Genomic DNA, 24,280 nt, shown 5'->3' with positions numbered 1-24,280 from the left:
GTCTCAGACCGTCGGGTCGGGCCCCGCGGCCTTCTTGCGCGCGATGTCCTCCAGTGCAGCAACGTATCTCGCCCTATCTTCGGCGCCCGCCTCCCAGTCCGCCTTCCGATTGCGCACGACGCGAGCGGGCGCACCGACCGCGATGCCGTAGTCGGGTACGTGGCCTTTGACCACCGCGTGCGCACCCAGGACGCATCCGCGACCGACGACCGTCTCGCGCAGCACCGTCACCTTCGCCGCGATCCACGTGTCGGGTCCGATGCGCACCGGCGACTTGACGATGCCCTGATCCTTGATGGGCACCGTGACGTCGTCGGTGCGGTGATCGAAGTCGCAGATGTAGCACCAGTCGGCCACCAGCGTGGACGCACCGATCTCGATGTCGAGATAGGTGTTGACGACGTTGTCCTTGCCGAAGACCACTTTGTCACCGATGCGCAACGACCCCTCGTGGCACCGGATCGCGTTGCCGTCACCGATGTGCACCCAGCGCCCGATCTCGAGCCGCGCCAGTTCCGGCGTCGCGTGGATCTCGACGTTCTTGCCCAGGAACACCATGCCGCGCAACACCACATGGGGGTTGGCGGCCTTGAACTTCGCCAGGCGGTAGTACCGCACCAGATACCAGGGCGTGTACGCCTTGTGCTCGATCACCCACTTCAGCGACGCGGGCGTCAGGAACCGCGCCTGGTCGGCGTCCCGTCGACGCGAACCTTTCCACCGTGTCCGCAGCGGCGCGTTCCACATGCTCGTCATGACCGGCACCTTACTGTCGTGAGGACCATCCGCAGGCCGGGGGCCGGGCGGATCTTTTCAGCCGATAGTCTCGTGCGTGCCGATCAGGGACAGACCGTCAGGAGGGTGCATGCACGACGAGAACACGCGGGCCTCGGTTCGCGCTCGTCGGCCGGCGCCCGCCGCCCGTGTACGGGCCGCCGCCGTGTCCGTCGCCGCGGTGAGTGCGCTCCTTCTGGGAGCCTGCGCGTCGGACACCGATCCCATCGACATCTTCGGGCACGCCGGGTGGCAGGGAGGTCTGGCGGACGCTCACAACAGCGCCTCGGTGACCACGAACGGGTCGCGTGAGCTCTCCTTGGACTGGATGCGCCCCCTCGGTGCGCCCACGGCCACTCGGCCGTCCATCGGACCCGACGGCCAGGTGACGGTCACGTCGACCGGGGATGTGGGGTGCGCCCTCGGCTCGTTCCAGGGAGCGACGGGCCGTAAGCGGTTCTGCAATTCCCTCGGACCGTCCGGTATCTCCTCGACCGCCGTCGCGGACACGGCGTCCAACCTCTACGCCGGCGACGACGGCAGCATGAGCTCGATCAACCCCAACGGCCAACTTCGCTGGCGTACACCGGTGTACGGCGTGCCCCGGACACCCCAGTTCCTTCCCGACGGCAACGTGCTGGTGATGACCCAGTTCGGTCAGACCAACGTCCTGAGCAACCAGACCGGTGTCGCCGTGGCGCCGATCCTCGATCTCGTCCCACCGCCGCTCCCCCTCGATTTACCGAATGCCGAACTGCGCCCGGCGAACGACGGTCTGCTGACCTGCCTCGTGGGCGGACCCGACTGCGCCGTCGCCGCATCGCCCGCGGTCGATCCGAGCTCCTCGACCGTGTACGTCGTGCTGTGGCGCGCCGGCGCGATCGCCCCGCAACTGGTCGCCCTGACCTACACCGGCGGTGACACCCCGTCGCTCGAGGAAGCGTGGTCCTCACCGCTGCTGCCGAGTTCGGTCACGTCGAGTCCCGTTCTCTCGCCCGATGGTTCGCGCGTCTACCTCACCGACGTCGAAGGCACGGTACGCGCGTACTCCACCGAGGACGGCACCCCCATCTGGTCGTACTTCGTCGGTGATCGCGCGGCCGGCAGCGTCGCCGTCTCCCCCGACGGCATCATCGTCCCGGCGGGCGGGGCCGGCAGTCGCCTGCAGGCCATCCGCGACGCCGGTGATCGGCCCGAAAGCCTGTGGAAGCGCGACGATCTGGTGCAGCAAGGATCTCCCGCACTGGCCGGAGGTTCCACCGGGTACACCGTCACCGGCAACGACGAACTGTCGCTCGTGACGTTCGACCTGACCACCGGCGAGACCGTGGACACCGATGCGATGCCGGGCTCGACCGGATACAGCCCCGGTGTCGTCGTCGGCCCGGAGGGCGAGGTCGTCGTTCCGACTGCACTGGGTGCTCTCTACTCGTTCCGCTGATCCGTCTGCGCGCCGGACGTTCGTGGCCCACAGACGAAGGCTGCGGCGGTTCGTCCGATCCGCGTGATCACCAGGCTCATGGGCCGACTGCCGCGCAAGTCGAGCCGAGGCCGGAGAACGGCCGGGTCGACGTCGATCCCGCGCACCAGGATTTCCAGTGATCCACAGTCCCACTCCGCCAACCGCTTCCGCAGGATCTTCTCCGTGAACGGCAGGCGCTCCACGATCTCGAATCCGGTGGTGTCGGCGGGAAGAGCATCGCCCGTGAGATGCGCGATGCGCGGATCGAGCTGCCACAAGCCGTGTCGGGCGGCGTAGTGCCGCACCAGACCAGCCCGCACGACCGCGCCGTCGGGGTCGACGATGTAGCGGCCGGGTTCCCTGTCCTCGGCGATGTCGTCGGGCTCGGTGTCGGTGACAGTCCAGTGCGTCCCGTCCGATCGCAGCACGGTCGCCCGACGACGAACTGATGCGTCGGCGACTCCCCCGAACCAGAGGCATGCCTCTCGGACACCGCCGTCCAGCGACACCACTTCCACCTCGGCCCGCACCCCGCGAGCGTCGAGATCCAGGGAGTCGACATCGAGGCCCGGCGCGCACTTCACGACGAGGTCGCGACCGGCATAGACGTCCAGCAAGGCCGGCAGCGGCGGTTCCAACGCTGCCGGGTCGTGACGGCGTCGACCCCCGGCCCGTCGACCCGGATCCGCGACGACGACCGTATCGCGCGTGGTCGGGGTGAGAGCGTCGGCCCGCAGCACGGGGACGCCCGGAACGTTGTGCTGCGCCATCGCGAGACGCACCGCGTCCAGGTCACTGCCCACGACCATCTCGGCCGTGTCACGGAGGATGTGCAGCTCGGTCCCGATCGAACACGTGACGTCGTGCACCCGTCGACCACGTAGCCGCTCGGCCCGGTGCCGCGACACCAGCTCCGTGGTGGACTGCTGCAGGGCATCGTCGGTGAACAGCCAGGACGATGCGAAGGGCAACTTGACGCGAGCCCGTCGACGCAGGGTGACGGTCTCGACCAGCGCTGCCGTACGGTCGCCGAACGTCGACCTGATCCGCCCGATGTCGGACACCAACGACGCCGGGGTCAGCGAATAGCCGTCGACCTCGGTCAGCTCATCGGGGCGGGCCGACAGGTGCGCGACATCGTGGACGTCGAACGCGTATCCCACGTGTGGAGAGTGTCAGCTCGACGCGGAGTCCGGCTTGGTGCCGGTGATCATCACGTTGTAGAAGTAGCCGCGCGGAACGACGTGGTGCAGCACGTTCTCGTCCAACCAGCTCAGCGACTTCCATCCGTTGAACGCGAACCTGGCCCAGCCCCAGCCCAACTTCTCGGCCGGGACGGCTGCCTCGAAGGTGCGCACCGGCCATCCGAGGAGCGCCGCGGCGAACTCCTCGGTCTTGGCGTGAACCTCGTCGGCTCCGGCCGCGATAGCGATGTTCTCGAGCTCCGTCGGATCGAACGTGTGCAGGTCCACCACGGCTTCGAGAGCCGCGGCACGCGAGGACTCGTCCAGCTCCTGCTGCGGGCGCCGCCAGTCGGCGAGGAACGGCAGGCGGGTCGTACGGGTAGTGGCTTCCCACGTCAGCCGTCCCAGCCAGCGGGCGTAGAAGTTGCCCACCGTCGTCGGCTCGCCAGCGAAGACGAAGCGCCCGCCCGGCTTGAGAACGCGGAGAACCTCGCGCAGCGACTGCTCGACATCCGGAATGTGGTGCAGCACGGCGTGACCGACGACGAGGTCGAACGTGTCGTCCTCGTACGGGATGGTCTCCGCGTCGGCGACGCGGCCGTCGACGTCGAGCCCCAGGTGCTCGGCATTGCGCAGTGCGACCTTGACCATGCCCGGAGACAGGTCGGTGACCGATCCCGTGGCAGCGACGCCGCTCTGCATCAGATTCAGCAGGAAGAAGCCGGTGCCGCAGCCCAGTTCCAGAGCGCGCCCGTACGGAAGTGCCTGATCTCCGGCCACGGCGTCGAACCGTCCGCGGGCGTAGTCGATGCAGCGCTCGTCGTAGGAGATCGACCACTTGTCGTCGTAGGTCTCCGCTTCCCAGTCGTGGTAGAGGACCTGGGCGAGCTTGGTGTCGGACCGGGCAGCCTGCACTTCCTCGGCGCTCGCGTGCGGACGCGGCGCCGGGTCGGACCCGGCGTCGGTCGTCGCGGCGGTGTCGGGGTGCGGTTCACGAGCGGTCATGGACGATGAGCCTACTTGGTGTGAGGAGCGAGTCCGTCAGTTGCCGGTGAAGGTGGCCTTGCCGGGACCGTTCTCGAGGAACGACGCCATGCCGATCGCCCGATCCTCGGTGGCGAAGAGCGACGCGAACACGTGCGCCTCGATCTTGAGGCCGGTCGCCAGGTCCGTGTCCAGCCCCTCGTCGACGGCCGCCTTGGCTGCGGCCAGTGCGCGGGACGCGCCACCCACGAACTGCCGAGCCCATGCCAGTGCCGCCTCGTAGACGGCGTCGGGAGCGACCACCTCGTCGACGAGACCGATGCTCAGTGCTTCCTCGGCTCCGACGAACCGACCCGTGAACACCATGTCCTTGGCCTTGCTCGGACCGATGAGCCGAGCCAGCCGCTGCGTGCCGCCGCCTCCGGGGATCACCCCCAGCAGAACCTCGGGAACACCCAGCTTCGCGTTGTCGCCCACGATGCGTCGATCCGCGGCCAGTGCCACCTCCAGGCCACCGCCGAGCGCGTACCCCGTGATCGCGGCGACGGTCGGCTTCGGAATGGCCGCCACGGCGCCCAGCCCGGCCTGCAGGCTGCCGATGGCGTCGGTCATCTGCCCGAAGGACATCGCCGCCATCTCCTTGATGTCCGCGCCCGCCGCGAACACCTTCTCACCGCCGTACACGACGACAGCGTGGACGTCGGAATTATCCGACGCGGCGCGCGACACCTCCAGCAGTTCACCCTGGACCTGTCGGTTCAGCGCGTTCATCGGTGGTCGGGACAAGCGGATGGTCCCGATGCCGTCGCGGACGTCCAGGGTCACGAATTCAGCCATGCCCGTGGACGCTACCGGGTGGGTGTCACGGGAGATCGGCGTAGTACGCCCCGGCGTCGGCGAAGTCGACTCGCACGGCACCGTTAGCGGTCGTGACACGCGGACACACCGGTGCGAGGTCCACCGTGTCGGACATCGCGCTCTCGACCGTGTCGTGCGCACCGAGCTGCCTCAGGCAGGCCCAGGTGGGCGGCAGCATGACCCGGTCGCCGCGCCGCAACTCCTCCAGCGCGACGGACGGGCGGACCCATGACGCGTCCGACGCCTCGGAGGTCTCACCGTCCGGTCGCTGACCCGACGGCACCGCCGCCGCGAAGAACCTGGTGTCGTAACGGCGCGTGGTCTCCCCCTCCGGGGTGATCCACCGCGCGTACGGCGTCAGCAGATCGGCGCGCACCACCAGGGACGCGTCGGCAAGGAAAGCGCCGAACGCCACATCGTGCCGCTCCACCGCGCGTCGACCCTCCGCGTACTCGGCCGTGTCCGCGACCACCGACTCCGCATCGGATCCGGCGAACAGGACGCCGCATTCCTCGAACGTCTCCCGCACGGCGGCGAGGACCAGCGCGCGGGCAGTCCCGTCGTCGGTCTCGAACTTCTCGGCCCACCACGACGGCGGCGGACCCACCCATCGGTCCTTGCCGTCGGCGGGCGTGCAATCCGACGGGTCGACCCCGCCTCCCGGGAAGACCGTCATCCCGGCAGCGAACGCCATCCGTCCGACCCGGCGTTGCAGGAACACCTCGAGACCGGCGGACCCGTCGCGCAGGAGAAGGACGGTGGACGCGTCACGCAGAGCTGCGGGAGTGCTCATCTCGCGCGCCGGTGCGAGGACCGACTCCGCTTGCGGCGGGCGAAGAATCGTCCGTCGACCCGGTCCAGCGCGATGCCCTGACTGAACGCCGTCGACAGATGTTCCTCGGTGATGACGTCGTCGATCAGGCCCTGGGCCACGACGCCGCCCTCCTTCAACAACATCGCGTGTGTGAAGCCGGGCGGGATCTCCTCGACGTGGTGCGTGATCAGGACGGTCGCCGGCGCATCCGGGTCCATCGCCAGATCCGTGAGGATGGCCACGAGGTCCTCGCGGCCACCCAGGTCGAGACCTGCGGCGGGTTCGTCGAGGAGCAGCAGTTCGGGATCGGTCATCAACGCACGGGCGATGAGCACCCGCTTGCGCTCCCCCTCGGACAGAGTGCCGAACGTGCGGCGTGCGAGGTGTTCGATTCCCGCCGTCTCCAGCATGTTGACCGCACGCTCGTCGTCGACGGCGTCGTACTTCTCCCGCCACCGGCCGAGTACGGCGTAGCCGGCGGACACGACCAGGTCCGCGACCACCTCGTCGGCGGGAATGCGTCCCGCCAGCGACGACGAGGACAAGCCGATACGTGGCTTCAACTCGGAGATGTCGACGTGGCCCAGAGATTCGCCCAGAACGTTGGCGACACCCGTGGTCGGGTACAACTCCGCGGCCGCGACTCGCAGCAACGTGGTCTTGCCGGCGCCGTTCGGGCCCAGCACGACCCATCGCTCGTCCAGTTCGACGTTCCACGACACCGGACCGACGAGCGTCGTACCTCCACGGACGACGGAAACATCGGTGAGTTCGACGAGCAGGTCTGGGTCAGGTTCGGACACGAGTCCATCTTCTCCCACACGCCGGGCCCAGACACGGCAGGATCATCACGCGTGTCGCACGAACAGAACCATCGAGCCGGGGCCGGCCGACCCTTCCCTCTGGGATCGCACCTGTGCGACGAGGGTGTCGCCTTCGCCGTCCACGCACCCGACGCCGAGACCGTCGACCTGTGCATCGTGACGCCGGGAGACCAGTCCCCCGTCGAGACGCGGTACCGCCTGACGGAGCGTACGTACGGCATCTGGCACGGAGTCGTCTCCGACGCCGGAGTGGGAACCGTGTACGGCTACCGGGTGTCCGGGCCGTGGAATCCCGAGGCGGGACATCGGTTCGACCCGAACAAGATTCTTCTCGACCCGTACGCGCGTCGCATCACCGGTGCCCTCGGCGACGCGCAACGGCTCCTGCCGTACCGGGACGATCCCTTCGGCCCACCGTCGACGCTGGACTCACTCGGACACGTTCCGCTCGCGGTAGTCACCGCACCGCAGGATGTCACCGATCGCTCGCGGCTCGAAACGGACTGGGACCGTACTGTGATCTACGAACTTCACGTGGGGTCCTACACCGGGGCGCACCCGTCGGTCCCCGAACCCCTGCGCGGGACATATCTCGGCCTCGCCGGGCCGGCCGTCGTCGATCACCTCCTCTCGCTCGGAATCACCGCGGTCGAACTCCTCCCGGTGCACGCCTGCCTCACCGAGCCCGGTGTCCGCGCCCGTGGGATGCGGAACCACTGGGGATATTCGACCGGGTCGTACTTCGCGGTCGAACCGTCCTACGCCAGCGTTCCCGGTGCGGAGGTCGACGAGTTCCGCACCATGGTCGACACCTTCCACGACGCAGGCATCGAGGTGATCCTCGACGTGGTCTACAACCACACCTGCGAGGGTGGCGTCGACGGACCGTCGTTGTCCTGGAGGGGTTTCGACGCGCGTGGGTACTACCTCCTCGACGAGCGCGGACACGACATCGATCTGACGGGATGCGGCAACACTCTCGACGCGGCGTCTCCCACAGTCGTCAGGATGGTGTGCGACTCCCTCCGCTACTGGGTCACCGAACTGGGTGTCGACGGCTTCCGCTTCGACCTGGCCAGCACGCTCGGCCGACCCGGAGGATGGCGCTTCGACACCCGCGCGCCGTTGCTCACCGCCATCGCCGCGGACCCGGTGCTGTGCCGGACGAAGCTGATCGCCGAGCCGTGGGACGCCACGGGACCCGGCTACCAGGTCGGCGGCTTCGGGGGCGTCTGGAGCGAATGGAACGACCGCTACCGCGACACCGTCCGGCGCTTCTTCACCGGCCACGGCGGCGTGCGAGAACTCGCCTCGCGTATCGCCGGGTCCGAGGATCTCTACGCTCCGACCGGGCGCCGGCCGTGGGCCTCCGTCAACTTCGTCACCGCTCACGACGGCTTCACCGCGCGAGACCTGGTGTCGTACAAGCACAAGCACAACGAGGCGAACGGCGAGGACAACCGCGACGGAACGGACAACAACCTGTCGGTCGATCACGGCGTCGAAGGCCCCACCGACGATCCCGACGTACTGGCCGCACGGGATCGCCACGTCCGGGCGATCCTGTCCACCCTGGCGTTGTCCACGGGCACGCCGATGTTCCTCGCCGGCGACGAACTGGGACACACCCAGCACGGCAACAACAACGCGTACTGCGTGCCGCAGGACACCCCTGCGGCGCAGGCCCACGCCATCGGCTGGTCCACACGCGACGACGACCTGACATCGACTCTCGCACGCGCACTGAAGTTTCGGCGGAATGCGCCCGTGCTCCGGCAGCAGGAGTTCTTCGCGGGACGCGACACCCCGAGCGGGGAACCCGATCTCATGTGGTTCGACGTCGGTGGCACCGAGATCGTCGGCGACAGGTGGAACGACGACTCGGCCCGAACCCTCCAGGCGTGGGTCGACGGCTCGGACGTCCGCATCCCCACTCTGCGGACCGAGGGATTACCGGCGCCGACCTTCGAATCGGCTCTGCTGGTTCTGCATTCGGGCGGCGACGCCGACATCGTCGTCCCCGATCACCGACGCCACGGTCCCGGCGAGGCCGCGCGGTACGTCCCCGTCTTCGACTCCGCGACGCCCGACGGCCGACCGGCGTCCACGGAGCCGGTGGCGTCGGGAAGCAGTGTGCGCGTTCGGGGTCCGATCGTCCTGGTGTACGTCTCGCTCTAGCGCACCGTCAGGTCCGCGATCACCGTCATGGACCCCGGCGCCACCTCGGTGTAGCCGGCGTCCCGCACCCCGACGGCAGTTCCCCGCTCGGCCTCGGCGACCAGTCGCGCCCACGTCTCCGGATCGGCGTCGCGGACGGACGTGGCCCACCCGGTCTCGCCCCACCGCGCGACGTCGTCCGCGCTCATGGCCCCGGCCGCGAGCATGACCGCATGGCCGACCTGCGCCGCCGTCTTTCCGACGGTCATCTCCAGTGCCTCGTTCACCCAGAGCCGGACCGCACCGTCGCGGTGAGGACCCGGATCGTCGCGCTCGAGATCGGTCCCGCCCACCTGCAGCTTGCGCAGGCGTGGATCGAGCGCGCCGACGCGGCACGGCACGTAGGCACGCGCCTGCGCCCCGTTCACCTCGACGGTCACACCGTCCACGTCCTGAGCGGCCGCCCACTGTGCCCCACGAGCGCGCCGCGAGACCTTCCGGATACGGGCGCCGAGCCACGCGATGTACTCCTCGTGCCACGGACCACCGGGCGCGATGCGCTCGTCGAGACACACCCGCATTGTCGCCGTGGCTGCCGCTTCGAGCAGATCGGAGCGAGCCGGCGGGTCGACCTTGGGGATGTGCAGCACGATCGGCATCGCTCGAACGTCGGCGGGATCGTCGGGGTCGACGCGTGATCCGTACGACTCTGCCTCGCTCGTGCCCGCCACCAGCAGCGCGTGCCGCTCCTGGAGTGTCGACGGGGCTATCGGCTCGACGGCCTCCGCCACCGGCTCCGTCACTGGATCGGGATGCGTCGGACGACGCCGTCCAGGGAATCGGCGGCCTCGATCTCGCCGCGGGTGACACCCAGAACGAAGAGCAGTGCGTCGAGGAACGGGTACGAGAGCGCAGCGTCCGCGACCTCCCGCAACGCCGGCTTCGCGTTGAAGGCGATGCCGAGTCCGGCAGCGGTGAGCATGTCGATGTCGTTGGCTCCGTCGCCCACCGCGACGGTCTGCTCCATCGGCACCCCGACCTGGGATGCGAACTGTCGCAGTGCGACCGCCTTGGCAGCCCGATCGACCACGTCACCGATCACGCGGCCGGTGAGTTTGCCGTCGACGATCTCCAGGGTGTTCGCCTTGACGAAGTCCAGTTCGAGCTCGTGCGCCAACCCTTCGATCACCTGCCGGAAGCCGCCGGACACCACACCGCAGTGGTAGCCCAGACGTCGGAGAGTGCGGATGGTGGTGCGGGCGCCCGGCGTCAGTTCCAGATCCTCGGCGACGTCGTCGATCACCGACGCGTCCAGTCCGGCCAGCGTCGCCACGCGGCGATGCAACGATTCTGCGAAATCGATCTCTCCGCGCATCGCAGCTTCGGTGACGGCGCGTACCTCGTCCTCCACGCCGGCGCGCGCCGCGAGCATCTCGATGACCTCGCCCTGGACCAGAGTCGAGTCGACGTCGAACACGATGAGCCGCTTCGCGCGGCGGGCAAGGCCCGAGCGCTCCACCGCGACATCGATACCCACTCCCGCCGCCACCGTGGCGAGTGACTGCCGCAGGTCCGCATCCGCCTCGTCGGCGGACGGGCCGCCGACGACCTCGGGCCGGGCGGACACCAACAGTTCGAGTCCCGTGACCGGGTAGTCCGCGATGCCACGGATGGAGTCGATGTTCGCACCGAGGCGAGCCAGTTCGCGCGACAGGACGCTGATGGCCCGCGCAGTCACCGGGCGACCCAGCACCACCACGACGTGCGTCGACAACGGCGACCGGCCGTGCTCCCCGCCGACCTCGACGTCGACGTGCACGCCCACAGTCCGCATGGCCTCCTCGAGATGTTCCTGGAGGTTCTCGACGTCGCCGGGGCAGCTGCCCAGGACGCCGAGAGTGAGACGTCCCCGGATGACCACCTGTTCGACGTCGACGACGCTGACATCGTGTCGCGCCAGTGACGCGAACAGGACGGACGTGACACCGGGCTTGTCGGCGCCGGTCACCGTCACCAGGACGGATGCGGGCGATTGCGGTGCGTTCACAGTGAGTCGAATCTCCTCTTCATGCGAAAAGCCCCTCACCGTGAAGGGAGGGGCTGATCGCCGTGACTGTTCCGGCCTCTGTCGACTGCGACCGGACGGGATCGAGCGGACTACTTGTCGCGGTCGCCCGAGCCCTCGTGATCGCTGGTCGCGATCGGAGAGCGTCGTGCCTGCTCGAGAACCTCGGTCGTCTTGCCGCCGCCGTGGCCGGGTCCGACGTGAGCCTCGTCGCGCATGCGCTCGACCATGTGCGGGTAGTGCAGCTCGAACGCGGGGCGCTCGGAGCGGATGCGCGGCAACTCGACGAAGTTGTGGCGCGGGGGCGGGCAGCTGGTGGCCCACTCGAGGGAGTTGCCGTAGCCCCACGGATCGTCGACCGTGACAACCTCGCCGTAGCGGTAGCTCTTGAAGACGTTCCAGAGGAACGGCAGCGTCGAGGCACCGAGGACGAACGCACCGACCGTGGAGATCGAGTTCAGGACCGTGAAGCCGTCGGACGGGAGGTAGTCCGCGTAGCGACGCGGGAATCCCTCGGCGCCGAGCCAGTGCTGCACGAGGAACGTGGCGTGGAAGCCGACGAACGTCGCCCAGAAGTGCCACTTGCCCAGAGCCTCGTCCATCATCCGGCCCGTCATCTTCGGGAACCAGAAGTAGATGCCGGCGTAGGTGGCGAACACGATGGTGCCGAAGAGCACGTAGTGGAAGTGCGCCACCACGAAGTACGAGTCGGTGACGTGGAAGTCGATGGGCGGGCTGGCGAGCAGCACGCCGGACAGACCACCGAAGAGGAACGTCACCAGGAAGCCGACCGAGAACAGCATCGGGGTCTCGAAGGTGAGCTGGCCCTTCCACATCGTGCCGATCCAGTTGAAGAACTTCACACCGGTCGGAACCGCGATGAGGAACGTCATGAAGGAGAAGAACGGCAGCAGCACCGCACCGGTCGCGTACATGTGGTGAGCCCACACGGCGATCGACAGGGCCGCGATGGCGATGGTGGCGTAGATCAGGCCGGTGTAGCCGAAGAGCGGCTTACGCGAGAACACCGGGAAGATCTCCGACACGATGCCGAAGAACGGCAGGGCGATGATGTAGACCTCGGGGTGACCGAAGAACCAGAACAGGTGCTGCCACAGCAACACACCGCCCGTTGCAGGGTCGAAGAGGTGAGCGCCCAGGTGTCGGTCGGCCGCCAGTCCCAGCAGTGCCGCGGTGAGCAGCGGGAAGGCGAGCAGCACCAGGATCATCGTCACGAAGATGTTCCAGGTGAAGATCGGCATCCGGAACATGGTCATGCCCGGAGCACGCAGGCAGATGACCGTCGTGATCATGTTCACGCCACCGAGGATGGTGCCGAGGCCCGAGAGCGCGAGGCCCATGATCCAGAAGTCGGCGCCCACGCCCGGGGAGTGCACGGCGTCGGTCAGCGGCGTGTAGGCCGTCCAGCCGAAGTCCGCCGCGCCGCCGGGGGTGATGAAGCCGGCCGAGGCGATGAGTGCGCCGAACAGGTACAGCCAGTAGCTGAACGCGTTCAGACGCGGGAACGCCACGTCGGGCGCACCGATCTGCAGCGGCAGGATGTAGTTGGCGAACGCGAACACGATGGGCGTCGCGTACAGCAGCAGCATGATCGTGCCGTGCATGGTGAAGAGCTGGTTGTACTGCTCGTTCGAGAGGAACTGCATGCCCGGGAGGGCGAGTTCCGCGCGCATGAGCAGAGCCAGGACGCCACCGAACAAGAAGAAGCCGAACGACGTGACCATGTACATGATCCCGAGGACCTTGGGGTCCGTCGTCGTGACCATCTTGTGGATGAACGATCCCTTGGGCCCCAAACGGGGCGGGTACGGCCGGGTAGCCGTCAGCTCGGGGACTGGCTGGGGCGCTAGGGCAGTCACTGATCCTCCTGAAAGCGTCCCCCCGTGCCCGAGGTGAACGCAGTAAATTAGTGCGCTGTAAGGATCGTAACCCCCTGCAGGACCAACCGTGGCACTGGTCCTACTCTGTGTCGTACTTCCGCCCGAGTGTCCGTTCCGGCAGTGCTCGAGAGGGTGCGTAGGGTCGTCGCCATGTCGGATCGTTCTCGTCGTCTCAGCCGGACAGCAGTCGCCCTCGCGACCGTTCCCACAGTCCTCTTCCTGGCCGCCTGCGGAGACACGTCCAGCGACGATGCGTCCACCATCGTGCGCACCACCACCAACGTCGCGGGAGCCGGCGTCGTGGGTATCGAGCGCGACACGGTTGGTCTGTGCGCCCCCGAACAGCCCGTGGACACTCTCGGTCAGCAGGGCGATTCTCGCTTGGTCGTCGCCGGTGGCAGATCCACCACGGTCCCGGCCGACCCGCAGCGCATCGTGGTGCTGTCCATGACCGCTCTCGACTCCTCGTGCGCCGTCGGAATGTGGGAGCGCGTCGTCGGCGCACCGACCGCTCCCCTCGCGCCCACCGCTCCCCCGTCCGCCCTGCTGCGGCCCGACTACCTCGGCACCGGCATCGCCGAGATCCCCGGCGTCGGCCCCGAGGGCAGCCCGGACCTCGACGCGATCCGCGCGCTCTCTCCGGACGTCATCATCGGCGCCGACTCCCTCGACCCGTCCGTGACCGCTCAGCTCGACGGCATCGCCCCCACCGTGCTGACGCGTGCATCCTCGTCGTGGCTGGAGCGTTCGACCCTGGCCGCCGCGGCGATGGGCCGTCGCGATGCCGCCACCCGAGCGACCGAGCAGTACCGAGCACGCGCCGAGGACGTCGGCCGTCGGCAGAACTCGTCCATCACCGAAGCATCGGTCGTGCGGTTCGGCGCCGGTGACGCACAGCTCCTCGGAGACGACAGTTTCGCGGGCCAGGTGCTGGCGCAGGCCGGCGTCCGTCGACCCGGGCCTCAGCAGGGTGCGACGCGGCCACTCTCCGCGGACGATCCGTCCGACGCCGAGGGCGACCTCATCTACGTGTTGTTCGACGGACAGGACGGCCTGGAACACGGCACGTCCGTCATGGAGTCCGACGCCTGGAAGGACCTCGGCGCCGTCACCGACAGCCGAGTGTTCAGCGTCGACGACACCGTGTGGTCCGGCGACGGTCTCGTGGCTGCCGGAGCCGTTCTCACCGACATCTCGAACTCGCTCAACGGCTACGTCTGACACCTCGGTAGCGTCCTCCGGGTGCCGATTCCCGAATTCATCACGACCCTGCGCACCGCGATCGGCCACGACCCGCTCTGGCTCGCCGGTGTCAGCGCAGTCGTCCTCGACGCCGACGACAGGCTGCTGCTGACCCGTCGCACGGACAACGGCCTCTGGGCTGTGGTGTCCGGTGTGCTCGAACCCGGCGAGGAACCCGGGCCTGCCGCGCTCCGCGAGATCGCCGAGGAGACAGGTGTCACCGCCGAGCTCGTGCGGTTGACGAGTGTCGACGTCACCGAGCCGATCGTCTATCCCAACGGTGACCGCGCCCAGTACGTCGACATCTGCTTCCTCGCCCGGTACGTCAGTGGTGACGCGCGAGTGTCCGACGACGAGAACCTCGACGTGCAGTGGTTCGCCCGTGATGCGCTGCCCGCGGACATCACCGACACCTCTGCGCTCCGCATCGCCAAAGCTCTCGACCACGGTCCGGAGGCCTGGTTCCGGCGGTAGGTGGCGCCGACTGCACACAACCTGTGCCGCCAGGACACATCCGGCCCTGCCGACGCGTTCTGTGTGCAGGTCTGCGCGGCCACCGGGATTCCCGCAACGGTTGTAGCAACCTGCAACGGCTACAACCGTTGCAGGTTGCTACAACCGTTGCGGGAAGGCGCGGCTCCACACCTGCCCGTGCATGCACGAACACAACTCAGGGCACCACCCGCGGTGCGGATGGTGCCCTGAGGGTGACGTGGGTCAGAAGTCCCAGTCGTCGTCTTCGGTGGTGACTGCCTTGCCGATGACGTACGAGCTGCCCGAGCCGGAGAAGAAGTCGTGGTTCTCGTCGGCGTTGGGTGAGAGTGCCGACAGGATGGCCGGGTTGACGTCGCACTCGTCCTTGGGGAACAAGCCTTCGTAACCGAGGTTCATCAGAGCCTTGTTGGCGTTGTAGCGCAGGAACTTCTTGACGTCCTCGGTCAGACCGACCTCGTCGTACAGGTCCTGCGTGTACTCGGTCTCGTTCTCGTACAGCTCGAAGAGCAGGTCGAACGTGTAGTTCTTCAGCTCTTCGCGCTCGGCCGGCGAACGGGTCTCGAGTCCGCGCTGGTACTTGTAGCCGATGTAGTACCCGTGCACGGCTTCGTCGCGGATGATCAGACGAACGAGGTCGGCCGTGTTGGTGAGCTTGGCCCGCGAGGACCAGTACATCGGCAGGTAGAAGCCGGAGTAGAAGAGGAACGACTCGAGCAGGGTGGAGGCCACCTTGCGCTTGAGCGGGTCGTCGCCCTTGTAGTAGTCCATGACGATGGACGCCTTGCGCTGCAGGTTCGCGTTCTCCTCGGACCAGCGGAACGCGTCGTCGATGTCGCGAGTGGAGCACAGTGTCGAGAAGATCGACGAGTAGGACTTGGCGTGCACCGACTCCATGAACGAGATGTTGGTGTACACCGCCTCCTCGTGCGGAGTGATGGCGTCCGGGATCAGTGACACGGCGCCGACGGTGCCCTGAATCGTGTCGAGCAGCGTCAACCCCGTGAAGACACGCATGGTCAGCTGCTTCTCGACCTCGGTCAGCGTCTCCCAGGACGGGATGTCGTTGGAGATCGGCACCTTCTCGGGCAGCCAGAAGTTGCTGGTGAGCCGATCCCAGACCTCGGAATCCTTCTCGTCTACGACGCGGTTCCAGTTGATCGCGGAGACGCGATCGATGAGTTTCGGGCGCGCAACGCCCGCAGGGCTGCTAGCAGCATTCGCAATGGTCATGCGGTCCCGTCTCTCGAGTTTCCGTGTAGGCCTGCCACTGCCGTCCGGACGAATACTCCGGATGTGCGGACGATGGCCCGGGTAGCGTAAATCGCACCCTCACACCAGTACGAGTTTAGACCAAGTCCCCATCGATGAGAACCGGCTCGCCGGAATGAAGCGACTTATTTCCGTCGGCCGAAGAACCGAAAACTGTTCTGACACAACAAAAGCGGCGACGGAGCCGTCGCTCCGTCGCCGCCCGACACCGCGCTACACGCGGTGCCTGATGGATCCCTTCAGGTGTTCCTCGGTGTTGCCCGGGGTCACAACATGCAGCTGACGCAACCCTCCACCTCGGTCCCCTCGAGGGCCATCTGACGCAGACGGATGTAGTACAGCGTCTTGATGCCCTTACGCCATGCGTAGATCTGCGCCTTGTTGATGTCGCGGGTGCTGGCGGTGTCCTTGAAGAACAGGGTGAGGGACAGGCCCTGGTCGACGTGCTGCGTCGCCGCGGCGTAGGTGTCGATGATCTTCTCGTACCCGATCTCGTACGCGTCCTGGTAGTACTCCAGGTTGTCGTTGGTCAGGTACGGCGCCGGGTAGTAGACGCGGCCGATCTTGCCTTCCTTACGGATCTCGATCTTCGACGCCACCGGGTGGATGGAGCTGGTGGAGTAATTGATGTAGGAGATCGACCCGGTCGGCGGGACGGCCTGGAGGTTCTGGTTGTAGATGCCGTGCTTCTGCACGGACGCCTTCAACTCGATCCAGTCTTCCTGCGTCGGGATGTGAATGCCGCTCGTGGAGAACAGTTCCCGGACACGGTCACTCTTCGGCTCCCACACCTGGTCGGTGTACTTGTCGAAGAATTCACCGGACGCGTACTTGGACTCGGGGAACCCACCGAAGTAGGTGCCGCGCTCGATAGCGAGCCGGTTCGACGCACGCAGAGCGTGGAACAGCACCGTGTAGAAGTAGATGTCGGTGAAGTCGATGCCCTCGTCGCTGCCGTAGTAGATGCGCTCACGGGCAAGGTAGCCGTGCAGATTCATCTGGCCGAGGCCGATGGCGTGGGAGGTGTTGTTGCCCTGCTCGATCGACGGCACGGAGTAGATGTGCGTCTGATCGGACACCGCGGTCAATCCGCGGATGGCGACCTCGATGGTCTGGGCGAAGTCGGGCGAGTCCATCGTCTTGGCGATGTTCAGCGAGCCCAGGTTGCACGAGATGTCCTTGCCCACATGGCTGTACGACAGATCTTCGTTGAACGTCGACGGCGTGGACACCTGCAGGATCTCCGAGCACAGGTTGGAGTGCGTGATCTTGCCGGCCACCGGGTTGGCGCGATTCACGGTGTCCTCGAACATGATGTACGGGTAGCCGGACTCGAACTGCAGTTCCGCGAGGGTCTGGAAGAACTCGCGCGCCTTGATCTTGGTCTTGCGGATGCGCTTGTCGTCGACCATCTCGTGGTACTTCTCGGAGACGTTGATGTCGGCGAAGGGCACGCCGTAGATGCGCTCGACGTCGTACGGCGAGAAGAGGTACATGTCCTCGTTCTTCTTCGCCAGCTCGAACGTGATGTCGGGGATCACGATGCCGAGGGACAGCGTCTTGATGCGGATTTTCTCGTCGGCGTTCTCGCGCTTGGTGTCGAGGAACTTGTAGACGTCGGGGTGGTGGGCGTGCAGGTACACGGCCCCCGCACCCTGGCGAGCGCCGAGCTGATTGGCGTAGGAGAAGGAGTCCTCGAGCAGCTTCATGATGGGGATGACGCCGGAGGACTGGTTCTCGATGCGCTTGATCGGAGCACCGGACTCACGGATGTTGCTGAGCAGCAGGGCAACTCCGCCGCCGCGCTTGGAGAGCTGCAGGGCCGAGTTGATGGAGCGACCGATGGACTCCATGTTGTCCTCGATGCGCAGCAGGAAGCAGGACACGGGCTCGCCGCGCTGCTTCTTACCGGAGTTCAGGAATGTCGGGGTGGCGGGCTGGAAGCGACCGGCGATGATCTCGTCGACCAGATCGGTCGCGAGAACCTCGTTGCCGGCTGCCAACGTCAGCGCGACCATGCACACACGATCCTCGAAGCGCTCCAGGTATCGCTTACCGTCGAACGTCTTCAGGGTGTAGGAGGTGTAGTACTTGAACGCTCCCAGGAACGTCGGGAAGCGGAACTTCTTCGAGTACGCGTGCTCGATCAGGCCCTTGACGAACGACCGGGAGTACTGGTCGAGAACCTCTGCCTCGTAGTAGTTCTCCTCGACGAGGTAGTCCAGCTTCTCGTCCAGGTTGTGGAAGAAGACGGTGTTCTGGTTGACGTGCTGCAGGAAGTACGCGCGCGCCGCCTCACGGTCCTTCTCGAACTGGATCTCACCGTTGGGCCCGTACAGATTGAGCATTGCGTTGAGAGCGTGGTAGTCGAGCTCGGCATCCTCGTGTCGCGACACGGCCGGCGACGAGTCGGTGATGGTCGGTGCCATGTGCGTACTCCTGAGATCGGGAATGTTCGGGTTCAGATGGTGCAGGGCGCGTCGAGACGCGCCCAGAATTCTGCGAGGCCCTCTCGGACCCGCTCCACGTCGTACGCCGTCCCCATCACTTCGAAGCGATAGAGGAACGGGACGTGACATTTGCTCGACACGACGTCGCCGGCGAAGCAGTAGGTGTCACCGAAGTTGGTGTTCCCTCCCGCGATGACGGCGCGGATGAGCGATCGGTTGTGAACGTCGTTCAGGAATTTGACGACCGGCTTGGGTACGTAGCCGGTGTCCCGACCGGTAGCGGTCGCGCCGCCGCCGTACGTGGGGAGCACCAGGACGTAGGGACGGTCGATCGTGATGCCGTCACGCGGGTATCGAAGGGGAATGCGCGTCGCCGGAAGATCGAGCTTCTCGACGAATCGGTGGGTGTTCTCCGAGACACTCGAGAAGTAGACCAGCGACTCGGACATTGCTCCACCTTCGGTGACGACTGACTGTGGACGACTCGTGCGGCGCGACGCCGCGCGTCAGAGGTGAGTCGGGGACTCACCGTGACCGTCCCCGTCGAGCGGGGCGGCCGGAGCGCTTCAGGCAGCAGCGGTGACGAGGGTCTTGATGCGGTCGGGGCGGAAGCCGGACCAGTGATCGTCGCCGGCGACGACGACGGGCGCCTGCAGGTAACCGAGGGCCATGACGTAGTCACGCGCCTCGGGGTCCATCGAGATGTCGATGACGTCGTACTCGATGCCCTCTTTGTCGAGTGCGCGGTACGTCGCCTTGCACTGCACGCAGGCCGGCTTGGTGTAAACGGTGACGGTGGTGGCGCTCATGGTCCCTCTTCTCCTACATCGCGTGCGTCGTGTGTCCCGACCGTGAGAAGTACTCACGACCCGGGCGCGCTCGCTGTCGTCCTGACGTCGCCCTCTCCGCGGTGACATCGCACTGCAGGAACGTGGACTGGATCCCCGCTGAACCTGACGTGCACACCACCCGGAAGCTGACCGGTAAACCAGGCTCGACCCGCGCCTCCACGATGGAAAATCGGGGTGGCGCGGGCCTCGAGCCGTTGTGGCCTCTCGGTGTTCAAGACACTACACCTAGTGTCCGACAGCGCAAGGCAACACCACACTTTGTAATGACACTCGTGGAATTACCTGGTCGCAACCGAGAATCGACGGCGTGTCGCGCCCTCCCGGGCGCGTCGCGAGGTGTAGTCAGGCGTCGACCAGAGCCGTGCCCGTGAGTGCTGTCACCACATCGGCGATGTCCGAGGCGATCTGTGAGTTCTCACGTGGGTGTGCGCCGTCGATCGCGGCCACGATCCCACCGATGGCCAGGTCGACGTCGTCGAGCACGGATGCGCCCGCGATACCGGCGGCCTTGGCGGTGTCCTCCTTGGCCCAACGGCCGGCGTTGGCACTCGGCGACGAGCTGATGACAGCAGTCGGCTTACCCGAGATGGCGCCGGCGCCGTACGGCCGCGAGAGCCAGTCGATCGCGTTCTTCAGGACGGCGGGGATAGTGCCGTTGTACTCGGGCGTCAGCAGCAGCAGTGCGTCCGCTCCGGCGACGGCCTCACGCAGTGCGGTGACGGCACCGAGATCGGCGAGCTTCTCGGGGGTGTCGAGGTCCTCGTTGTAGAAGGGGAGATCGGCGAGACCCTCGTGGATGACGACCTCGACGCCCTCGGGTGCGACGGTCGATGCGGTCTCGGCGAGTCGGCGGGTGATGGAGGCGGCGCGGAGGCTGCCGACGAGTGCGATGACGCGGCTCATGAGTGGATCCCTTTCGATGACGGACGTTCGTGACGTACAACCGGACCGTAGTCCAGTTTCTTCCGAGAGAAGGTATCGTGGAGGTGTGACCCGCGCCCCTCTGCCGTTGGCAGCCGACGACACCGAGCGCTGCGACGCCGCTCGCAACCGCCGGCTGCTTCTCGACGCCGCGGTGGGGCTGGTCGACGAGCGGGGGGCGGATGCCCTGACCATGGACGCCGTCGCGACCCGCGCCGGCGTCGGCAAGGGCACCGTGTTCCGACGCTTCGGAAGTCGCGCAGGTCTGATGCTGGCCCTGCTCGACCACACCGAGCGCGAGCTCCAACAGTCCTTCATGTTCGGACCTCCGCCTCTGGGCCCCGGCGCTCCCCCGATCGACCGCCTGATCGCCTACGGACGAGCCCGTCTCGACCTGGTCGAGGTACAGGGCGAGGTTCTGCGCGCCGCGGAGAACTCGGCAGTGTCCCGGTTCGCTGCCCCCGCCCACGCCGTCGGCCTCACCCACGTGACGACGCTGCTCCGCCAGGCCGGGGTCGAGGGCGACATTCCACTTCTGGCCTATGCACTTCTCGCTCAGCTCGAGGCGACGCTCGTGCTGCACCAGATCCGCGACGTCGGCATGAGCGCCGCGCGACTGGCCGACGGCTGGGAAGACCTTGCTCGACGCATCGTGACCTGAGGTCACGCCAGACGAAGGGTGCGCTCCGCCGCCTCGACGAGGCCCACGCCGTATCCGCGACCGTGTCCGGCCGCATGAACCGCCAACGGGTGGAGTTGATGGGCCGGAACGCGCTGGCGCCATCCGTCGACGAGCGGGTGTGTCTCGCCGTACCCGGCGATCACGTCGTCGAGGTACGGGCAGCCGAACAACTCCAGCATCGCGAGATCCGTGTCACGGTGTCCTCCGTGCGCGGCGGGATCGATCAGCACGACTCCGTCCGCGGTCCACACGACGTTGCCGTTCCACAGATCGCCGTGCAGACGTGACGGAGGGTCGCCGTCGTCCAGAGCTCCCGACGCGATCACCTCGCAGGCCCGTTCGACGACGACGCACTCGTCGGCCGTGACCGTGCCCGCGTCGACCGCCACCCTCAGGAACGGCAGCACTCGCTCCGCCGCGTAGAACTGCCCCCACGCGTCGTACTCGGTGGAGGACATCTCGCGGGCTCCGATGAAGATCGTGCCCTCGAATCCCTCGGGCGCACACCCGAAGCTCCGCGCGCCACTGTCGTGCAGTCGCGCGAGCCGGCCACCGAACTCTCGTGCCGCCGCAGCAGACGGACGAGAGGTCTGCAGGCGTTCCAGAGTGATGTGCGCGGCGCCCACGTCGAGGACACGGACGGTGTGCGCTCCCCCGGCGGCGAGCCACCGCAGCCCCGCGGCCTCGGCGGCGAAGAAATCGGCATGGGCGTCGTGACGCGTCTTGACGAAGGTCTGCCCGTCCGTGCTCACGCGTTATCCGCCGGCGAAAGGTGGCAACACGTCCACACGGTGACCGACCGGGTACGCGTCGTCACGCACCATCTCGTCGCCGATCAGGAAGACCGCGACGGAGAGCACGCGGTCCAACGCGGTCCCGTGCCGTTCGCGCAGGGCGCCCTTGACGTCAGCGACTGTCGCCCCTGATCGGAGCTGGTAGGACTCGAGGTCCGTTCCGGCGGCATCGGCCGCACCCGCGAAATAGCGCACCTCGACGGTTCCGACGTCAGCCACCGATGGCTCCCATCGACCGCTCGGGTGGCACGAAGTCCTCGCGCTCCATGCCGTGACCGGCCCACTTGTTCCACATGGCACCGCGCCAGAGCTGCGCGATCTCCTCGTCGTTCGCGCCGCCGCGCAGAGCGACGCGCAGATCCGTCTCGGCGTCGCTGAACAGGCACGAACGCACCGTGCCCTCCGCCGTGAGTCGGGTGCGGTCGCAGTCGGCGCAGAACGACCTGGTGACCGAAGCGATGATGCCGACCGTGGCGGGACCACCGTCGACCGTCCACTCCTCGGCAGGCGACGACGCGTCGTCACGCCCGACACCGACGAGCGTGAACCGCTCACCGAGGACGTCGAGCAGCTCGGCTGCGGACACCATCGTCGAGCGTGCCCACTCACGGTCCGCGTCGAGCGGCATCTGCTCGATGAACCGGAGATCCACTCCGCGGTCGAGACACCACTGCACCAGATCCAGTGCGCCGTGCAACGTTTCACGCATCAACACCGCGTTGATCTTGACCGGGGCGAAGCCGGCTGTGAGCGCGGCGTCGACTCCCGCCAGCACGGCGGGCAGCCGGTCGCGGCGTGTCAACGAGGCGAAATGGGCACGGTCGACGGTGTCGAGGGAGATGTTCACGCGGCTCAGACCCGCGGACTTCAACCGTTCGGCGCGTCGATCGAGGCCGATGCCGTTGGTGGTCATCGACAACTCCACGGTCGGGGCGCTCGCGGCGGTCCGTTCGATGATGTCGACGATGTCCTTGCGCACCAGGGGTTCTCCCCCGGTGAAACGGACTTCCCGCACGCCGAGCAGTCGATCGGCGACACCGACGAGTCGAGCGATCTCCTCGGCGGTGAGGAGTTGCTCGAACTCGAGGTTCGGCAAACCTTCCGCCGGCATGCAGTAGGTGCACCGCAGCGAACACTTCTCGGTGACGGAGATCCGGAGATCGCGGGCGATGCGGCCGAAGCTGTCGAGCAGGTGCGGCACGTCCGGACGCCCGGCCATGGACGGCGGGCGGCTCACGCCCGGCAGGCTGGGGATTCCCATACTTACCGCCGTCACTCGCACCACCTCCGCAGATCCCTGTACGTCCAGTATGCCTGTCCGCAGATCCCTAGGATGGTCGCCATGGCGCACAGGCACGGAACGGGCAACCGTTCGGTCGAGGAACACACCGAGCACGTCGACCGGATGATCACGCGTTCCTTCCAGGCGCGGTCACCCGAACGCATCTCCCTCGAGTCCGCGTCGGGCCGTGTCACCCACGTCGACGTGCCTGCACGGATCGACGTACCCAACTTCCGGAACTCGCAGATGGACGGGTACGCCGTCGACGCGGCGTCCGTCGCGAGCGTTCCCGTGATCCTCCCCGTCACCGGCACCACCGCGGCCGGCGACGACGGCGGACAGTCTCATCGACACGGCACCGCCCGCAAGATCATGACCGGCGCGCCCGTCCCGGACGGGGCCGATGCGGTCGTTCCCGTCGAGGACACCGAGATCCACGACGACGGCGTGCGCATTCTCGCCGGCCGCAGCGCGGGTGAGTTCGTCCGGGAACAAGGAAGCGACATCCGGGAAGGATCCGTCGTCGTCGCGGCGGGGACGACCCTGCGGCCCCGACATCTCGGGGCGCTGACCGCGGTCGGATGGGCCGACGTCGAGGTGGCTCCACGGCTGCGTGTGTCCGTCATCGCGACGGGCGCCGAACTCGTCGAGGCCGGCCGCGAACTGGCGCCGGGCCAGTTGTACGACTCGAACGGCCTCACCCTCGCGGCCTACGCGGCGGCCGACGGCGCCGAGGTCACCTTCCGCGGGCGCTCGACCGACAACGCGCAGGAGTTCCGCGAGATGCTGACCGAGGCCGCCGCATCCGCGGACGTGGTCTTCACGTCCGGCGGAGTCTCGATGGGCGACTTCGAGGTGGTACGGGACGTGCTGGGGCCGCTCGGCGGCACGTTCACCCACGTCGCGATGCAGCCGGGTGGTCCGCAGGGATGGACCGACCTGGACGGCACACCGGTCATCAGCTTTCCCGGCAACCCGGTCAGCACTGTCGTGTCGTACCTCGTCTTCGCCCGGCCGGTGATACGTCGACTGACCGGGCTGCCCGTCTCGGCGCCGTCCGACCACGTCGCCGACGCCGAGATCGTGTCCATCCCCGGCCGTCGACAATTTCTCCGCGGCCGCCTGACCGACACCGGCGTGGCCGTGACGTCCGGGCCCGGTTCGCACCTGGTGGTCTCGATGGCGGCAGCGGACGTCCTCGTCGACGTCCCGGCGGACACGGTCCGGATCCCCGCCGGCAACACCGTGCGCGTCCTGCCGTTGTGACAGGC

General features: G+C 67.3%; 23 protein-coding genes. 6 read left to right on the top strand and 17 right to left on the bottom strand.

Annotation, left to right across the window (positions count from 1 at the left end):
* Positions 1 to 3 precede the first annotated feature (3 nt).
* Positions 4 to 756 carry an acyltransferase gene (locus ASG64_RS20260; protein ID WP_056075932.1) on the bottom strand — a complete coding sequence of 251 codons (753 nt, stop codon included), beginning with the start codon at positions 754 to 756 and terminating at the stop codon, positions 4 to 6.
* A gap of 109 nt (positions 757 to 865) precedes the next feature.
* Between ASG64_RS20260 and ASG64_RS20255 the strand changes: the two genes are divergently transcribed.
* Positions 866 to 2,215 carry an outer membrane protein assembly factor BamB family protein gene (locus ASG64_RS20255; RefSeq protein ID WP_056075930.1) on the top strand — a complete coding sequence of 450 codons (1,350 nt, stop codon included), beginning with the start codon at positions 866 to 868 and terminating at the stop codon, positions 2,213 to 2,215.
* Here ASG64_RS20255 and ASG64_RS20250 read toward each other — a convergent pair.
* From ASG64_RS20250 to ASG64_RS20230, 5 genes are read right to left on the bottom strand one after another with little or no spacing between them, the layout of a single operon-like run.
* Entirely contained in the window at positions 2,200 to 3,399 is a 1,200-nt protein-coding gene (locus ASG64_RS20250) for a THUMP-like domain-containing protein (RefSeq protein ID WP_056075927.1), read from the bottom strand. The genes ASG64_RS20255 and ASG64_RS20250 overlap by 16 nt on opposite strands.
* Positions 3,400 to 3,411: 12 nt before the next feature.
* Positions 3,412 to 4,425 (bottom strand): class I SAM-dependent methyltransferase, encoded by a 1,014-nt coding sequence (locus ASG64_RS20245; protein ID WP_056075923.1) that lies wholly within the window; start codon positions 4,423 to 4,425, stop codon positions 3,412 to 3,414.
* A 36-nt stretch (positions 4,426 to 4,461) separates the two neighbouring features.
* The gene (locus ASG64_RS20240) at positions 4,462 to 5,241 is read right to left on the bottom strand and encodes an enoyl-CoA hydratase/isomerase family protein (protein ID WP_056075921.1); all 780 of its coding nucleotides are present in this window, start codon (positions 5,239 to 5,241) and stop codon (positions 4,462 to 4,464) included.
* Positions 5,242 to 5,266: 25 nt separating this feature from the next.
* The gene (locus tag ASG64_RS20235; RefSeq protein ID WP_156388430.1) at positions 5,267 to 6,055 is read right to left on the bottom strand and encodes an NUDIX hydrolase; all 789 of its coding nucleotides are present in this window, start codon (positions 6,053 to 6,055) and stop codon (positions 5,267 to 5,269) included.
* The gene (locus tag ASG64_RS20230) at positions 6,052 to 6,879 is read right to left on the bottom strand and encodes an ABC transporter ATP-binding protein (RefSeq protein WP_042576477.1); all 828 of its coding nucleotides are present in this window, start codon (positions 6,877 to 6,879) and stop codon (positions 6,052 to 6,054) included. Before ASG64_RS20230 ends, ASG64_RS20235 begins: the two co-directional genes overlap by 4 nt.
* 51 nt (positions 6,880 to 6,930) lie before the next feature.
* Between ASG64_RS20230 and glgX the strand changes: the two genes are divergently transcribed.
* Positions 6,931 to 9,078 carry a glycogen debranching protein GlgX gene (glgX, locus tag ASG64_RS20225; protein WP_056075917.1) on the top strand — a complete coding sequence of 716 codons (2,148 nt, stop codon included), beginning with the start codon at positions 6,931 to 6,933 and terminating at the stop codon, positions 9,076 to 9,078.
* Here glgX and ASG64_RS20220 read toward each other — a convergent pair.
* From ASG64_RS20220 to ctaD, 3 genes are all read right to left on the bottom strand, one after another.
* Positions 9,075 to 9,860, bottom strand: coding sequence for an aminoacyl-tRNA hydrolase (locus ASG64_RS20220; protein WP_056075914.1), 786 nt, complete (start codon positions 9,858 to 9,860; stop codon positions 9,075 to 9,077). The genes glgX and ASG64_RS20220 overlap by 4 nt on opposite strands.
* Positions 9,857 to 11,104, bottom strand: a complete 1,248-nt coding sequence (serB, locus tag ASG64_RS20215) for a phosphoserine phosphatase SerB (RefSeq protein ID WP_082043287.1) — start codon at positions 11,102 to 11,104, stop codon at positions 9,857 to 9,859. The genes ASG64_RS20220 and serB overlap by 4 nt, the downstream gene beginning before the upstream one ends.
* Positions 11,105 to 11,214: 110 nt before the next feature.
* Positions 11,215 to 13,002: an aa3-type cytochrome oxidase subunit I gene (gene ctaD / locus ASG64_RS20210; protein ID WP_042576474.1), complete on the bottom strand. Its 1,788-nt coding sequence runs from the start codon at positions 13,000 to 13,002 to the stop codon at positions 11,215 to 11,217.
* A 171-nt stretch (positions 13,003 to 13,173) separates the two neighbouring features.
* Here ctaD and ASG64_RS20205 point away from each other — a divergent pair, with 171 nt between their 5' ends.
* Positions 13,174 to 14,244: an ABC transporter substrate-binding protein gene (locus tag ASG64_RS20205; RefSeq protein ID WP_056076376.1), complete on the top strand. Its 1,071-nt coding sequence runs from the start codon at positions 13,174 to 13,176 to the stop codon at positions 14,242 to 14,244.
* Between the two features lie 21 nt (positions 14,245 to 14,265).
* Positions 14,266 to 14,739 (top strand): NUDIX hydrolase, encoded by a 474-nt coding sequence (locus tag ASG64_RS20200; RefSeq protein WP_056075911.1) that lies wholly within the window; start codon positions 14,266 to 14,268, stop codon positions 14,737 to 14,739.
* A 243-nt stretch (positions 14,740 to 14,982) separates the two neighbouring features.
* Here ASG64_RS20200 and nrdF read toward each other — a convergent pair whose 3' ends face one another.
* The 5 genes from nrdF to ASG64_RS20175 form a co-directional block, all read right to left on the bottom strand.
* Positions 14,983 to 15,990 (bottom strand): class 1b ribonucleoside-diphosphate reductase subunit beta, encoded by a 1,008-nt coding sequence (nrdF, locus tag ASG64_RS20195; RefSeq protein ID WP_056075908.1) that lies wholly within the window; start codon positions 15,988 to 15,990, stop codon positions 14,983 to 14,985.
* A 305-nt stretch (positions 15,991 to 16,295) separates the two neighbouring features.
* Positions 16,296 to 18,458: a class 1b ribonucleoside-diphosphate reductase subunit alpha gene (gene nrdE, locus ASG64_RS20190; RefSeq protein WP_056075905.1), complete on the bottom strand. Its 2,163-nt coding sequence runs from the start codon at positions 18,456 to 18,458 to the stop codon at positions 16,296 to 16,298.
* A 32-nt stretch (positions 18,459 to 18,490) separates the two neighbouring features.
* The gene (gene nrdI, locus ASG64_RS20185; protein WP_042576469.1) at positions 18,491 to 18,928 is read right to left on the bottom strand and encodes a class Ib ribonucleoside-diphosphate reductase assembly flavoprotein NrdI; all 438 of its coding nucleotides are present in this window, start codon (positions 18,926 to 18,928) and stop codon (positions 18,491 to 18,493) included.
* 117 nt (positions 18,929 to 19,045) lie between these two features.
* Positions 19,046 to 19,288: a redoxin NrdH gene (locus tag ASG64_RS20180; RefSeq protein WP_042576468.1), complete on the bottom strand. Its 243-nt coding sequence runs from the start codon at positions 19,286 to 19,288 to the stop codon at positions 19,046 to 19,048.
* Between the two features lie 384 nt (positions 19,289 to 19,672).
* Positions 19,673 to 20,233 carry an NAD(P)H-dependent oxidoreductase gene (locus ASG64_RS20175; RefSeq protein WP_056075902.1) on the bottom strand — a complete coding sequence of 187 codons (561 nt, stop codon included), beginning with the start codon at positions 20,231 to 20,233 and terminating at the stop codon, positions 19,673 to 19,675.
* An 85-nt stretch (positions 20,234 to 20,318) separates the two neighbouring features.
* Between ASG64_RS20175 and ASG64_RS20170 the strand changes: the two genes are divergently transcribed.
* Positions 20,319 to 20,912 (top strand): TetR/AcrR family transcriptional regulator, encoded by a 594-nt coding sequence (locus ASG64_RS20170; RefSeq protein WP_056075900.1) that lies wholly within the window; start codon positions 20,319 to 20,321, stop codon positions 20,910 to 20,912.
* 2 nt (positions 20,913 to 20,914) lie between these two features.
* Here the strand turns inward: ASG64_RS20170 and ASG64_RS20165 are convergent, their stop codons facing one another.
* Genes ASG64_RS20165 through moaA form a run of 3 tightly spaced genes read right to left on the bottom strand, consistent with a single transcriptional unit; the run spans position 20,915 to position 23,003 of the window.
* Positions 20,915 to 21,685 (bottom strand): fructosamine kinase family protein, encoded by a 771-nt coding sequence (locus ASG64_RS20165; RefSeq protein ID WP_056075897.1) that lies wholly within the window; start codon positions 21,683 to 21,685, stop codon positions 20,915 to 20,917.
* Between the two features lie 3 nt (positions 21,686 to 21,688).
* A complete protein-coding gene (locus ASG64_RS20160; protein ID WP_056075895.1) occupies positions 21,689 to 21,946 on the bottom strand; it encodes a MoaD/ThiS family protein in 258 nt (85 codons plus the stop codon).
* Positions 21,939 to 23,003: a GTP 3',8-cyclase MoaA gene (gene moaA / locus ASG64_RS20155; RefSeq protein WP_156388429.1), complete on the bottom strand. Its 1,065-nt coding sequence runs from the start codon at positions 23,001 to 23,003 to the stop codon at positions 21,939 to 21,941. Before moaA ends, ASG64_RS20160 begins: the two co-directional genes overlap by 8 nt.
* A 66-nt stretch (positions 23,004 to 23,069) precedes the next feature.
* Here moaA and ASG64_RS20150 point away from each other — a divergent pair, with 66 nt between their 5' ends.
* The gene (locus tag ASG64_RS20150; RefSeq protein ID WP_056076373.1) at positions 23,070 to 24,275 is read left to right on the top strand and encodes a molybdopterin molybdotransferase MoeA; all 1,206 of its coding nucleotides are present in this window, start codon (positions 23,070 to 23,072) and stop codon (positions 24,273 to 24,275) included.
* The last annotated feature ends 5 nt before the right edge of the window (positions 24,276 to 24,280 follow it).

It is taken from the genome of Rhodococcus sp. Leaf247 (genome assembly GCF_001426185.1).
Classification (GTDB): domain Bacteria; phylum Actinomycetota; class Actinomycetes; order Mycobacteriales; family Mycobacteriaceae; genus Rhodococcoides.
Note: the sequence above shows the minus strand (reverse complement) of the source record. Positions and strands in the feature narration are given on the sequence as shown.

Excerpts from the sequence above, each read along its gene's own strand:
- ASG64_RS20260 (WP_056075932.1), bottom strand. The coding sequence starts at position 756 with ATGACGAGCATGTGGAACGCGCCGCTGCGGACACGGTGGAAAGGTTCG.
- ASG64_RS20255 (WP_056075930.1), top strand. The coding sequence starts at position 866 with ATGCACGACGAGAACACGCGGGCCTCGGTTCGCGCTCGTCGGCCGGCG.
- ASG64_RS20245 (WP_056075923.1), bottom strand. The coding sequence starts at position 4,425 with ATGACCGCTCGTGAACCGCACCCCGACACCGCCGCGACGACCGACGCC.
- ASG64_RS20240 (WP_056075921.1), bottom strand. The coding sequence starts at position 5,241 with ATGGCTGAATTCGTGACCCTGGACGTCCGCGACGGCATCGGGACCATC.
- ASG64_RS20235 (WP_156388430.1), bottom strand. The coding sequence starts at position 6,055 with ATGAGCACTCCCGCAGCTCTGCGTGACGCGTCCACCGTCCTTCTCCTG.
- ASG64_RS20205 (WP_056076376.1), top strand. The coding sequence starts at position 13,174 with ATGTCGGATCGTTCTCGTCGTCTCAGCCGGACAGCAGTCGCCCTCGCG.
- nrdF (WP_056075908.1), bottom strand. The coding sequence starts at position 15,990 with ATGACCATTGCGAATGCTGCTAGCAGCCCTGCGGGCGTTGCGCGCCCG.
- nrdE (WP_056075905.1), bottom strand. The coding sequence starts at position 18,458 with ATGGCACCGACCATCACCGACTCGTCGCCGGCCGTGTCGCGACACGAG.
- nrdI (WP_042576469.1), bottom strand. The coding sequence starts at position 18,928 with ATGTCCGAGTCGCTGGTCTACTTCTCGAGTGTCTCGGAGAACACCCAC.
- ASG64_RS20180 (WP_042576468.1), bottom strand. The coding sequence starts at position 19,288 with ATGAGCGCCACCACCGTCACCGTTTACACCAAGCCGGCCTGCGTGCAG.
- ASG64_RS20175 (WP_056075902.1), bottom strand. The coding sequence starts at position 20,233 with ATGAGCCGCGTCATCGCACTCGTCGGCAGCCTCCGCGCCGCCTCCATC.
- ASG64_RS20150 (WP_056076373.1), top strand. The coding sequence starts at position 23,070 with ATGGCGCACAGGCACGGAACGGGCAACCGTTCGGTCGAGGAACACACC.